The sequence below is a fragment of the Gardnerella nova genome (assembly GCF_049244055.1).
Classification (GTDB): domain Bacteria; phylum Actinomycetota; class Actinomycetes; order Actinomycetales; family Bifidobacteriaceae; genus Bifidobacterium; species Bifidobacterium vaginale_H.
The window spans coordinates 1,350,357-1,364,055 of the sequence record NZ_CP058369.1; the positions used below are offsets into that span (position 1 = coordinate 1,350,357).

General features: G+C 48.8%; 8 protein-coding genes and 3 rRNA genes. 4 read left to right on the forward strand and 7 right to left on the reverse strand.

Annotated features, from left to right (window positions below; translation table 11 throughout):
- The first annotated feature begins 314 nt into the window (after positions 1–314).
- The 3 genes from HXT56_RS05280 (at position 315) to upp (ending at position 3,144) form a co-directional block, all read left to right on the forward strand.
- A complete protein-coding gene (locus HXT56_RS05280; RefSeq protein WP_421777954.1) occupies positions 315–1,496 on the forward strand; it encodes an NUDIX hydrolase in 1,182 nt (393 codons plus the stop codon).
- Positions 1,497–1,542: 46 nt separating this feature from the next.
- The gene (locus HXT56_RS05285; RefSeq protein ID WP_421778500.1) at positions 1,543–2,199 is read left to right on the forward strand and encodes a thymidine phosphorylase; all 657 of its coding nucleotides are present in this window, start codon (positions 1,543–1,545) and stop codon (positions 2,197–2,199) included.
- A 306-nt stretch (positions 2,200–2,505) separates the two neighbouring features.
- A complete protein-coding gene (gene upp / locus HXT56_RS05290; RefSeq protein WP_102155552.1) occupies positions 2,506–3,144 on the forward strand; it encodes a uracil phosphoribosyltransferase in 639 nt (212 codons plus the stop codon).
- An 898-nt stretch (positions 3,145–4,042) separates the two neighbouring features.
- On the opposite strand, the gene rrf is transcribed toward upp, so the two are convergent.
- From rrf to HXT56_RS05310, 4 genes are all read right to left on the reverse strand, one after another.
- Positions 4,043–4,159 (reverse strand): 5S ribosomal RNA (rrf, locus tag HXT56_RS05295).
- A 177-nt stretch (positions 4,160–4,336) separates the two neighbouring features.
- Positions 4,337–7,398 (reverse strand): 23S ribosomal RNA (locus tag HXT56_RS05300).
- 373 nt (positions 7,399–7,771) lie between these two features.
- Positions 7,772–9,297 (reverse strand): 16S ribosomal RNA (locus HXT56_RS05305).
- The 16S, 23S and 5S rRNA genes sit together here, the layout of an rRNA operon.
- Positions 9,298–9,486: 189 nt before the next feature.
- Positions 9,487–9,633: a hypothetical protein gene (locus HXT56_RS05310; protein ID WP_162720529.1), complete on the reverse strand. Its 147-nt coding sequence runs from the start codon at positions 9,631–9,633 to the stop codon at positions 9,487–9,489.
- A 385-nt stretch (positions 9,634–10,018) separates the two neighbouring features.
- On the opposite strand from HXT56_RS05310, the gene HXT56_RS05315 reads away from it, so the two are divergent.
- Positions 10,019–10,819, forward strand: a complete 801-nt coding sequence (locus HXT56_RS05315; RefSeq protein ID WP_421777955.1) for an SIR2 family NAD-dependent protein deacylase — start codon at positions 10,019–10,021, stop codon at positions 10,817–10,819.
- Positions 10,820–10,956: 137 nt separating this feature from the next.
- On the opposite strand, the gene HXT56_RS05320 is transcribed toward HXT56_RS05315, so the two are convergent.
- From HXT56_RS05320 to HXT56_RS05330, 3 genes are all read right to left on the reverse strand, one after another.
- Entirely contained in the window at positions 10,957–12,873 is a 1,917-nt protein-coding gene (locus tag HXT56_RS05320; protein WP_421777956.1) for an alpha-glucosidase, read from the reverse strand.
- A gap of 63 nt (positions 12,874–12,936) precedes the next feature.
- The gene (locus tag HXT56_RS05325) at positions 12,937–13,125 is read right to left on the reverse strand and encodes a hypothetical protein (protein WP_421777957.1); all 189 of its coding nucleotides are present in this window, start codon (positions 13,123–13,125) and stop codon (positions 12,937–12,939) included.
- Positions 13,126–13,306: 181 nt separating this feature from the next.
- Positions 13,307–13,618 carry a prevent-host-death family protein gene (locus tag HXT56_RS05330; protein WP_116712642.1) on the reverse strand — a complete coding sequence of 104 codons (312 nt, stop codon included), beginning with the start codon at positions 13,616–13,618 and terminating at the stop codon, positions 13,307–13,309.
- Positions 13,619–13,699: the final 81 nt, after the last annotated feature.

Genomic DNA, 13,699 nt, shown 5'->3' on the forward strand with positions numbered 1-13,699 from the left:
AAATTTTCAATACACGTATAATTTAGTATAAATTCAATACACAAAAAGATCAAATTTAATTCAACTATAAATTCCAATTCTGAATCTGATTTCCCACGCCAATAAAACAGTTTTAAACCATCTGCCAGTTTTAGCATGCTTTTTACTCCCCCATTTGCCAGTTTTAGGAGGTTTTTACGCCACCATTTGCCAGTTTTAGCAAATTTAAGGATTATAAAGCAATAACAGCTTTTTGTTACTGCTATGACTGTGACAAAAGTAAAAGATTACAGCGCAACTAAAAATTGCGAAAGAAAACCGCTAAAATAGTGAATATGAGTGTAGTGACGACACGATACGTTGAAGCGGCTGGCGGCATTATTTATCGCAGGCGCAATATTACAGGTAGCTCAAACGCTGGCGAGACGGGGAACCCGAGCAGCCAACCAATAAAGCCAATCCAGGCAAACAAACTAAGCGACGACGACTTCGAACTTTGCCTTGTTTACCGCCCTAAATACGACGATTGGAGCTGGCCAAAGGGCAAGAACGAGCCAAACGAATCACATCGCCACACTGCAGTGCGCGAAGTTGGCGAAGAAACAGGCTACTCCGTTGTTCTCGGCCCCCATATCACACAAATCGAATACCCGCTCGAGCACGAGGGTAAAAAGCAAACTGCTAAAAATGGCAATGGTTCACACAATACACAACCGGAAGTTATTAAACGAATCCACTATTGGATGATGCGTGAAATCGACAAGCCAACCGCAGCAAAACGCTTACCTGCTTTCGGACCAATTAAGCCAGCAAAACCTACGGAAATTGGCAATATTCTGTGGCTCACTCCTTCTAAGGCTCGCAAAAAACTTACGCACGATAGCGACCGCGAAGTACTAGACGCTTTCTTAGAGAAGCTCCACGCTGGCCAAGCAGAATACAGCACGTTGCTTTTGGTACGTCACGGAAAAGCTGAGTCTCGAAAAACTTGGCAAGGAAGTGAAGCAACTCGACCAATCACTCCTCTGGGTGCTGCCGCTTCATACGCTCTAGGCCGCGAACTTGCCTGCTACGCGCCGAATAAAATCATATCGTCTCCTTGGAAGCGTTGCGTAGAAACAGTTGCAGCTTTTGCACACGACTCTTCGCTTCCTATAGAACAGGTTGCGGAACTTACTGAAGATTGTCACGAAAAGCAACCAAAATCTACGTTGTCTGTTCTTGTGAACGAAATACAAAATCTTGAGCGCAACGCACAAAACGCGAACGAAAGCGCAACCAACAACACGACCAACAACACGACCAACAACACGACCGTCATGTGCTTGCATCGCCCAGTTATCGGCACATTCTTCGATTACTTGCGCAAAATTACGAAACCTCGAGCACACAAACGCATCCTTAGTCAAAAATCACCTTATATGCCAACTGGAAGTGCCGTGGTTTTGCACCTGACAAACACTCCTCAAGGTCCTCGCATTATTGATATTGAAAAGGTTATTCCAAGTGTCTACTAGTCTTAATTCGCAATCGAGTTCCATTCATTCGAGCCGCGCGGCCTTTATGCCAAGTCCTACGGGATCTGCTCGCCCAAGCCGACCTGCACAAATGGACCCAACAATGCTCGCGCAAATTGAAGGTGGCACCGATCCGCAAATTGTGCATGAAATTAGCCGCACTTCCGCTGCCGTTTTGCTTAATCGCGTGCATAAAACGCAATCTCCGGAAATCGTTGAGCGCGTGCTGAATTTAGTTGAGAATGAGGGTATTGAAGTTATTGCAGATTTGTGGAGTCACGCAGAAGCCGAGTCTCTCCCCGGAATGTTGTGGCGACTATATTTGTTACGCATGTCGTTGCGTAAGCAGCGCGAGGCTTACGCTGAATATTGGAGCCTTGGGGAGCCCGAAGCTACGAGTGCTTCAGCTATTACAGGAATTGACGAAGCGCCTACTGGGGAAGATATTGCACGCCTTGCAGATTCTATTCTTTCGGGTGCTTTTACGGGCGACTTTGCTGTAGCACTGTATCGCGCTTCAGCTTTTACTTCGATTATTGCGCGCGGTATGCGAGTTTACGCAAAAAAGTTGGATGAACAGAATAAAAGCGTTAGCCACACTCAAAAGATTGCGCGCAAGTTGCATACTGCAGCAAATCTTCACGCACTTTCGTTATCTTTTGCTCATGGCGCAAAACTGTGGCGAGCAGGAAAACTGGAATAAATTATTTACGATTAGAATTGCGCGGCGCGTGAGAATAAAAAACAATGTATACTCAAAATGATGCTGGCTTGTGTTTAAGCCCCGGGCTCCATTTTTTGCCGCTGCGAGCGGCGTTTGCGCCGACAGGCGCTTTCGCAAGTCAGTATCGTTTTTTGTTTTAAAGTTTGAAGTTTAGATTTTTGATTTTAGATTTTTGCTAGCGAGTTTTAGATAAAATATTTTTTTACTCACATTTGTTTATATTTTGCACAAAAGTAACGGCACGCCGCTAGCTTAACATGCAATGCTTGCACTAATCTAGAAGGTATGGATCTTCATGTTTTACATCATCCGCTGGTGGACCACAAGCTCACCGTTTTGCGCGATAAGAATACACCTTCTAACATTTTCCGCGAGTTGGTTTCCGAATTGGTAACCCTCGAAGCGTACGAAGCAACCCGCAATTTGGAAGTTAGCGATCGTGAGATTGAAACTCCTATTTGCAAAATGACCGGTAAGCATTTGAACCGTCCACGCCCAATGGTTGTGCCGGTTTTGCGCGCAGGCCTCGGTATGCTCGACGGCATGACTCGTCTTCTTCCAACCGCTGAGGTTGGATTCCTTGGTATGAAGCGCGACGAGCAGACGCTCGATATCATCACTTATGCCAACCGTTTGCCAGAAGATTTGACTGGACGTCAGTGCTTCCTTCTTGACCCAATGCTTGCCACCGGTGGCACTCTTATTGCCGCTACACACTATTTGGCTGAGCGCGGCGCTAAAGATGTTACTGCTATTAACATTTTGGCAGCCCCAGAAGGCTTGGAGCGTTTGGAGAAGGAACTTGATCCTTCCATTGATTTTAAGGTTGTTGTTTGCGCTGTTGACGAGCATCTGAACGACAAATCTTATATCGTTCCAGGTCTTGGCGACGCCGGTGATCGCTTGTATGGTTTGATTGACTAATAGTTACTAACCAAATCAAGCGAAAACTAAAGTTTCAAAACTACAAAATAGCCTGCTGGTTTGCAACAATTTGCATAATTCAGCAGGCTTTTGTATTAATTGATTGTTGGAAATTGCGGTTATTCCCTAAAATGCGTGTACATATCACAGTTTAGTTTCTGCACCAGTAACGAAAAAACGTTATTGAGTGTTACTCGTGCAGAGCACTGACTGCGCTAGTAACGAAAAAACGGGATTATACGTTACTAGCGCAGATTACGTACTGCAGGAGCAACGTATGCTTATATTGCAATTTGTTTGGCATGCGCGACGACCTGCCTGAGCGCTGCGATTTAGCGCGCGAAGGCAACTCGGAGCGCCGAGCTTGCTCAAGTTGAAAGCACGGGGTGCTTTCAACGCAAGCTCAGTAGTGAGCGTTTATTCCTCACGGCTATTGGTAGCCGTTCGGCTGATTTGGCATGTGAAGCACACCGTGCTTCACAATTGAGCCAAATCACGCTTTGAAGGAGCTTGAAATCCCAATGATTTCAAGCTCGGTCAAAGCGCCTGCCTGAGCGCTGCGATTTAGCGCGCGATTATTCCTTTACACGACTGTAAAGTTTTAATCGCTTTCTGGCGAGATTTCGACATTTACATTACATGACTGTAAAGGAAAAATCGGTTTAGTGATTTGGAACATTTACCGGAAAATTTCCGGCGTTTGTTGTTGTTTTGGTGGTTTTTTGGAACATTTGCCGGAGTTTATCTCATGTTTGGAGGGTTAACCCTCGCTCTACACTCCAAACATGAGGATACTAGCGCGTGTTTGGAGGATTACAAAAAACAATATACGAAAACAAAAAAACAATATACGAAAACAAAAAAAGCGGGGAACAAACGTTCCCCGCTAAAAAGAATAATGCGGCAGCGTGCTAGTCTCCCACACCCTATCGAGTGCAGTACCCTCGCCGTGTCAGGCCTTAGCTTCCGGGTTCGGAATGGGACCGGGCGTCTCACCTGAGCCATGACCACCGCAAACTTAATTATAACACTCACCAGCAGTGAGTGGCAAGTTGGCGGTTTGGGAACCGGACATGAACGCGAATAAAAACAACTCTTACCAACCGATCGTTAAGCAAAACATTCAGTACTCATTAACGCTAGAAGAAAAATACTCACAGAAACTCACCCTCCCCACTCACAAGAGTAGAGAAGAATGTCACCATCACCCATTAGTACTAGTCAGCTCCACCCCTTACAGGGCTTCCACATCTAGCCTATCAACCACGTGTTCTACATGGGGGCTCACACACTAACGTGCATGGAATGCTTATCTTGGAGCAGGCTTCCCGCTTAGATGCTTTCAGCGGTTATCCCTTCCGAACGTAGCTAACCGGCAGCGCCACTGGCGTGACGACCGGCATACCAGAGGTTCGTCCACCCAGGTCCTCTCGTACTATGGGCAGGTCTCCTCAACATTCCAACGAGCGCAGAGGATAGAGACCAAACTGTCTCACGACGTTCTGAACCCAGCTCGCGTGCCGCTTTAATCGGCGAACAGCCGAACCCTTGGGACCTGCTCCAGCCCCAGGATGCGACGAGCCGACATCGAGGTGCCAAACCATCCCGTCGATATGGACTCTTGGGAATGATCAGCCTGTTATCCCCGGGGTACCTTTTATCCGTTGAGCGATGCCACGTCCGTACGCCGGCACCGGATCACTATCTCCGACTTTCGTCCCTGCTCGACCCGTCAGTCTCACAGTCAAGCCCGCTTGTGCGATTACACTCAACACCCGATTGCCAACCGGGCTGAGCGGACCATTGAGCGCCTCCGTTACTCTTTAGGAGGCAACCGCCCCAGTTAAACTACCCGCCAGGCACTGTCCCTAACACGGATAACGTGCTGAGGTTAGACGCCAGATATGGAAAGAGCGGTATTTCACTATTCGACTCCACGCAAGCTAGCGCCCACGCTTCACAGCCTCCCGCCTATGCTACACGATCCACACCTAACGACAATACCAAGGTATAGTAAAGGTCCCGGGGTCTTTTCGTCCTTCTGCGCTTAACGAGCATCTTTACTCGTACTGCAATTTCGCCGGGCTCCTGGCCGAGACAGTGGGGAAGTCGTTACGCCATTCGTGCAGGTCGGAACTTACCCGACAAGGAATTTCGCTACCTTAGGATGGTTATAGTTACCACCGCCGTTTACCGGGGCTTAAATTCACCGCTTCACCGAAGCTAACGGATCCTCTTAACCTTCCGGCACCGGGCAGGCGTCAGAGCGTATACAGCGGCTTACGCCTTCGCACGCTCCTGTGTTTTTGGTAAACAGTCGCTACCCCCTAGCTTGTGCCACCCCCAACAGCTCAACAGCGTAAAACCATATCACCATCAAGGGTCTCCCTTATGCCGAAGGCACGGGAGTAATTTGCCGAGTTCCTTGGCCAGGATTCGCCCGATCGCTTCGGTATACTCTACCAGACCACCAGTGTCGGTTTAGGGTACGAGCGGAATCACACCTCACGTTGAAGCTTTTCTCGGCAAGCAGGATCACCGGAATCAGCCTTACAGCCTACCCATCACGCCTCAGCTTAACATCCCCCGGATTTACCTAGGAGACAGCCCACACGCTTAGCCACGGAAAACCACCTCCGCAGCCGGCTACCTACCCGCGTCACTCCCACGCTAACCTACTACCAATACAGTCCCAACACAAACAAGCCAACAACCCCGAAAGGAAGCCAACTCGCAAATGAAGGTTAGTACTCTCAGATTCAGTTCGAACGGTGTAACACCGGTACGGGAATATCAACCCGTTCATCCATTCGACTACGCCTGTCGGCCTCGCCTTAGGACTCGACTCACCCGGGGACGACGAACGTGGCCCCGGAACCCTTAGTCATTCAGCGGACGGGATTCACACCCGTCTCTCGCTACTCATGTCTGCATTCTCACTCCCGTACAGTCCACGACAAGTTCACACTGCCGCTTCACCCCATACAGGACGCTCTCCTACCCCGCATGAACAAAATTCATGCAGTCGCGTCTTCGGTGGCGTGCTTAAGCCCCGCTACATTGTCGGCGCGGAACCACTAGACCAGTGAGCTGTTACGCACTCTTTCAAGGATGGCTGCTTCTAAGCCAACCTCCTGGCTGTCTATGCGACTCCACATCCTTTCCCACTTAGCACGCGCTTCGGGACCTTAGACGACGATCAGGGCTGTTTCCCTTTTGACGACGGAGCTTATCCCCCGCCGACTCACTGCCGTGATAAACCTAACAGGTATTCGGAGTTTGGCTGCTATTGGTACCCGGTATGGGCCCGCAAGCATCCAGTAGCTCTACCCCCTGTAAGCAATAACACGACGCTGCACCTAAATGCATTTCGGAGAGAACCAGCTATCACGGAATTTGATTGGCCTTTCACCCCTAACCCCAAGTCATCCCCCCAGTTTTCAACCTAGGTGGGTTCGGTCCTCCACACGGTCTTACCCGCGCTTCAACCTGCTCAGGGCTAGATCATCCCGCTTCGGGTCCAGGACATGCGACTCAAACGCCTTTTAAAACTCGCTTTCGCTACGGCTCCCCCACCCGGGTTAGCCTCGCCACATACCACTGACTCGCAGACTCATTTTTCGATAGGCACGCCGTCACCCCACAAAGAAGGCTCCGACGGATTGTAAGCGCACGGTTTCAGGAACTATTTCACTCCCCTCCCGGGGTGCTTTTCACCTTTCCCTCACGGTACTAGTACACTATCGGTCAGACAGGAATACTTAGGCTTACCCAACGGTCTGGGCAGATTCACGCGGGATTCCACGAGGCCCGCGCTACTTGGGAATAAACATAAAGAGACATCGCACGACAAGCTACGGGGCCATCACCCTCTACGGCTGGGAATTCAATCCCATTCACCTAGCACGACATTTTATCACTCTCCTCAACCCCGTCAGAGGCTGAACAGTCAATCCCACGACCCCGAATGCGCAACACCTGACGGTTATCACACGCACCCGGTTTAGCCTGATCCGCTTTCGCTCGCCACTACTCACGGAGTATCCTTTCCTGCAGGTACTGAGATGTTTCACTTCCCTGCGTACCCCCCACAAAAACTGTGGTGACCACCCATAACAGTGGCCGGGTCTCCCCATTCGGAAATCCTCGGATCAAAGCCCACTCGGCAGCTCCCCGAGGCATATCGCAGCCCGTCACGTCCTTCATCGGTCCTGTCTACCAAGGCATCCACCATACGCCCTTACCAGTGACAAACACTAAAGTAAGAACCCATCAGCAAAATTCTCTAGACAAAAAATCATCACACTAAACGATCACAAAACGATCAAGCGACTCCAACAAAAGGAGCCGGTTGAAATTGATAAAAGCAAAAAAAATCGAAACAAAAAGTTTCGCATTTTACTCGCGTCCACTATCCAGTTCTCAAACCACCACAACACCAAGAACCCAAGCCAAAAACAATAAAAGCCTCAACCTGAAATCCAAGGGCCAGGACCGCAACCCCCAAAAAGGAGGGGTGGCAATCCGGGAACCCAAAAGCATGCCCAACAAACTCATTTAAAAACATTAACTATTGATTTCCACACCAGTAACCACACTCAACCGAGCGTGCACAAAAACTCCGTAGAAAGGAGGTGATCCAGCCGCACCTTCCGGTACGGCTACCTTGTTACGACTTAGTCCCAATCACGAGCCTCACCTTAGACGGCTCCCTCCAAAAAGGTCAGGCCACCGGCTTCGGGTGCTGCCCACTTTCATGACTTGACGGGCGGTGTGTACAAGGCCCGGGAACGCATTCACCGCGACGTTGCTGATTCGCGATTACTAGCGACTCCGCCTTCACGTAGTCGAGTTGCAGACTACGATCCGAACTGAGACCAGTTTTAAGGGATTAGCTCCATGTCACCATGTCGCAACCCGTTGTACTGGCCATTGTAGCATGCGTGAAGCCCTGGACGTAAGGGGCATGATGATCTGACGTCATCCCCACCTTCCTCCGAGTTAACCCCGGCGGTCCCCCGTGAGTTCCCGGCATAACCCGCTGGCAACACAGGGCAAGGGTTGCGCTCGTTGCGGGACTTAACCCAACATCTCACGACACGAGCTGACGACGACCATGCACCACCTGTGAACCTGCCCCGAAGGGAAACCACATCTCTGCAGTCGACAGGCACATGTCAAGCCCAGGTAAGGTTCTTCGCGTTGCATCGAATTAATCCGCATGCTCCGCCGCTTGTGCGGGCCCCCGTCAATTTCTTTGAGTTTTAGCCTTGCGGCCGTACTCCCCAGGCGGGACGCTTAACGCGTTAGCTCCGACACGGAACCCGTGGAATGGGCCCCACATCCAGCGTCCACCGTTTACGGCGTGGACTACCAGGGTATCTAATCCTGTTCGCTCCCCACGCTTTCGCTTCTCAGCGTCAGTAACAGCCCAGAGACCTGCCTTCGCCATTGGTGTTCTTCCCGATATCTACACATTCCACCGTTACACCGGGAATTCCAGTCTCCCCTACTGCACTCTAGCCCGCCCGTACCCGGCGCAGACCCACCGTTAAGCGATGGGCTTTCACACCAGACGCGACGAACCGCCTACAAGCTCTTTACGCCCAATAATTCCGGATAACGCTTGCGCCCTACGTATTACCGCGGCTGCTGGCACGTAGTTAGCCGGCGCTTATTCGAAAGGTACACTCACCCGAAAGCTTGCTCCCAATCAAAAGCGGTTTACAACCCGAAGGCCTTCATCCCGCACGCGGCGTCGCTGCGTCAGGGTTTCCCCCATTGCGCAATATTCCCCACTGCTGCCTCCCGTAGGAGTCTGGGCCGTATCTCAGTCCCAATGTGGCCGTCCGCCCTCTCAGGCCGGCTACCCGTCGAAGCCTAGGTGGGCCATTACCCCGCCTACAAGCTGATAGGACGCGACCCCATCCCATGCCACTAAACACTTTCCCAACAAGACATGCGTCAAGTTGGAGCATCCAGCATTACCACCCGTTTCCAAGAGCTATTCTGGAGCATGGGGCAGGTTGGTCACGCATTACTCACCCGTTCGCCACTCTCACCAACCAGCAAGCTGGTCAGATCCCGTTCGACTTGCATGTGTTAAGCACGCCGCCAGCGTTCATCCTGAGCCAGAATCGAACCCTCCACGAAAAAATTCAATGAAGAGCCAAAATAAGGCTCCAAAAAATAAGAAAAAGACGAGACATTCTTTAAGGAAAGAACATCCCAACAAAAACCTCACCACCATTTAACCATCTCTCAGGCACCCCACAATCTGTGAGGCAGGCAATGAACTGGCAATAATTAACTAATAAGTAGTACAGACACGCTCTTGAGTTCTCAAACCACCACCACACCAGCCGGCCCATCAACCTCAACCGAGGAGAACCAGCCGCGCTGAGCAGCAAGAGATAAACTTACACCAACCCACGCCAAAACGCAAACCCACCAAAAACAAACACCCCAAAACCATTGAAAACAAGCCAAAACACCGGCGTGTCGAAAACAGTAAAAAACCAGACAAAAAACCAACAACAAACCAACAACCCAACCCAAAACCAACAAAAATAACCAAAAACAACCCCAAAAACACAAAACCCGGGAGTGTCGCACTAACCAACATTAAACAAAACAGCAACAAAGACACAAAGCCAACACGAAAACAACGCAAAAAAGACATATTCGAGGCAGAAATAGGTAAGATATACGCAAAAATATATGAGCGCTATATTATATGAGCGCTATATATGGCGTGAGAAATACTTATATAAGTAGATACTTAAAAATAAACACTTATAAACACTAATTAAATAACACTTATAAATAAATACTTATAGAAAATGAGAACTTAGCAAAACGAAGGAGTAGAAGAATGAGCAACACCACCAACACCACCAACACTCGCGCAAGCAAGCACGGGCACCACATTGTGGTGCTAACCGGCGCCGGAATCTCCACAAGCGCAGGCATCCCCGACTTTCGCGGCCCAGACGGCGTATGGACTAAGCACCCGGAGCAGATGAGTGTTTACGACATAGACGCGTTCCTAAGCAGCAAAGAGGAACGTATCTACTCTTGGCGCTGGCAAAAAGAATCCCCCGTTTGGAACGCGCAGCCGGGAACCGCACACAAAGCGCTCGTGAAGCTCGAGCAAGCCGGTATGCTCAACCTTATAGCAACGCAAAACTTTGACGCCCTTCACGAAAAAGCCGGAAACGATCCAAACTTTATAGTCAATCTTCACGGAAGCATCGGCACCTCGCACTGTATGAGCTGCCATGCAAGCTACAATACTGCCGATATTATGCGCGATTTAGATGAGCACCCGGATCCGCATTGCAGACGTGCCCTGCCATACCGCAGCAATATGCCTTGCAATGGGCTTATAAAAACAGACGTCGTATATTTTGGAGAAGCACTTCCGGAAGGCGCTATGGAACGCAGCGCGCAGGCAATAGTTAAAGCGGACGAAATGTGGGTTATTGGTTCCACACTAGAAGTATTTCCAGCCGCATCTTTAGTGCCGTTGGCAGCGCGCGCGGGAGTACCGATTACGATAATGAACTTGGGTGCCACCCAATACGATTATTTGGCAAAGCGCATAATCCGCGAAGATATTGCGAAAGCTCTGCCAAAGTTGGTAGACGAAACTATTGAAGAATATAGTAACTAATACGTGACGTCTAATACGTGACGTCTAAACGTAGAATAACGAACCGAAAATAAAATAGCCCTTGCTACTCAAACCAATTTGCAAACAGGTTGGCAAAGTAGCGAGGGCTAATTATTTGCTTTCGATTACTTCAGTTATTACAAAAGGATTGCAACACCTTCCCAAGGCGCAAGAGTACCGTTTTTAAGCGATGTAAGCGCATGATTTACGTCGTAGGTTGTAACCATTACGTCATGCTCTACAAAATCGTTAGAAACGCGATTTTGCAGCATTTTCGCACTTTCTGCAGGAATAGGTACAGTTGAATCCGTCATATTAACCATTACGAGCATGCGTTTCGCAGAATCCGCAGCAGATTCCGCACTAGATTCAGCAGATTTCGCAGAATCACCCTGCTTCTCACAACCAGATTTAAGCTCGCGCACAAACGCGTACACGCACTCGTCATCCGCATCAACCAAATTCCAAGAACCAGCAGAAACAATAGGCTCCGAATGACGCAACGCAATCAAATACTTATAGAAAGCGTAAACGGAATCCGAATCTTCCATCTGCTCAGCCGCGTTAATATCCACATAATTAGGATTCACGCTAATCCACGGCTCCGCATTATTTAACGACGGAACATTAAAAGGCATGAATCCCGCATATTTAGACGCATTCCACTGCATTGGAGTTCGAGAATTATCTCGGCCGCGCTTTGCGAGCGCATCCATCATCGACTCCGCCGACTGAATATGCGCTTCTTCTACGCGCTGCTTAAACATGTTTAACGCTTCCAAATCGCGATACTGTTCGAGACGCGTAAAGTGCGCGTTAGTCATACCGATTTCCTCGCCTTGGTACACGTAAGGCGTGCCACGGTGCATGTGCAGAAGCATTGCAATCGCCTTCGCAGAACGCACGCGCATCTCGTCGCTAGCTTCACTTCCCCAACGAGAAAGCGCACGAGGCTGATCGTGGTTATTAAAGAACAGGCTCGCCCAACCAGCATCCTCTACAGCCTGCTGCTGTTCAGCCATCACGCGCTTTAACGAAGTAAGCTTAAGAGGCACAGGATTCCACTTAGTACCGTTTTCGCAATCGATATCCACGTGATTAAACAGGAATAGCATGTCGAGTTCACTGTGAGCAGGATCCGTAATATATGTGTTGCGATGCGGAGAAATTCCTGGAGCTTCACCAACGGTCAAGAAACCTTCACGCCCTTCGAAAACTTTTGCACGCATCTCGCGCAAGAACTCGTCTAAGCGAGGGCCGTCTGAGCAGAACGGGAATGGCGAAGAATAGCCGTCGGCTCCGGCTGGCAAATCCTCAATCTGGCAACCAACCTCACCCGGCAAACGACCTTCAGAATCAACATGCTTGGAAATTTGCGTGATCACATCCATACGGAAGCCGTCGATTCCGCGATCCATCCACCAATTCATCATCTTGTACACGGCAGCGCGAACCGCAGGATTTTCCCAATTCAAATCTGGCTGCTTTGGCGAATACTGGTGAAGATAGTATTCGCCGCGCTTTGGATCGTACGTCCACGCGGAACCGCCAAAATACGAACCCCACTTATTCGGCTCCGCGCCCGGCTCACCAGGGACGCAACCTTCACGCGCCGGCCTCCACCAATACCAATCCGCGTAATCGCTTGAAGCGTCGCGGGAAGCCTGGAACCAAGCGTGCTCGTCAGAAGTGTGATTTACTACCAAATCCATCACGACTTTAAGCCCGCGCTCGTGAGCACCAGCCAAAAGCTCGTCCATATCTTCCAAGGTTCCAAAAAGCGGATCAATATCTTGATAGTCTGAAATATCGTAACCGTTATCGTCTTGTGGGGACTTGTAAACAGGGCTGAGCCAGAGCACGTCAACGCCTAAATCCGCCAAATAGTCGAGGCGCGAAGTGATTCCCTTCAAATCGCCAATGCCGTCACCGTTCGTATCTTGGAAGCTTCGCGGATAAATCTGGTACACAACAGCATTCGCCCACCAAGGGTTTGGCGTAGCGCCGTTTGTGCGCACGGATTGCGGCAAGTTCGCTCGATCAAAAGTAGTCATACATTCCCCATTAATTATTTTTATAATCTATTTTTTATTATCTATAATTTATTATTCCATATTTCAGCTATCTTTGGATTTTTCAAGCAACGATAGAGCATTACTTACCATTTCAGAATACTTGCGAATAATTTTAGAATCAGTTCTAGCATTAGAGAATAATTCATCATGACTACCAGATCTCACCAATACTAAAGAAACAGACAAGCCATCAACCCAATAAATAAGCAGTAAATCTGGCTGTACATGCAACTCACGGTACCCTTTCCAACTACCAGTAAGAGCATGATCACGATATTTACTCTTTAATATCTGTTAATCATTATCTATAAGAGCCTGAAATACAGCAAGAAAATTTTCAGTGTTAATATGCTTTTTACGAATCTTTTTGTAGTCATTATCAAATGACTTAATTGTAAGAAGTCGTCTCTTTTCACAGTCCATTTAGGTAATCCATCATATCTGAAGCAGTGTGTGATTCATGAGTAAATTCGTGATTTTGAACCTGTTTACGAGCTTCCTCGTTTTTATTTTCAATGGCTTCTTCAATATACTTTTGGAGTTGTTCCTCAAGTGATTGGTAATGCTCAAAATCTTCGCGATCAATAATGAAGTACATTGGTTGATTGTTTTTTAACACTGTAACTGGCATGCCAGCACTCACTTTTGCAAAAGCCTGCGCAGATTTACCATTACTAAAAGCGCTAATAGGAACCATAGTGCTTATTGGAGCTACCGTAACCATATGCATTAACCTAACTTTTCTACAGACAATCCATGCGTATACTTAATACATGTATATTTACTATGCGTTTTACAAGTATAT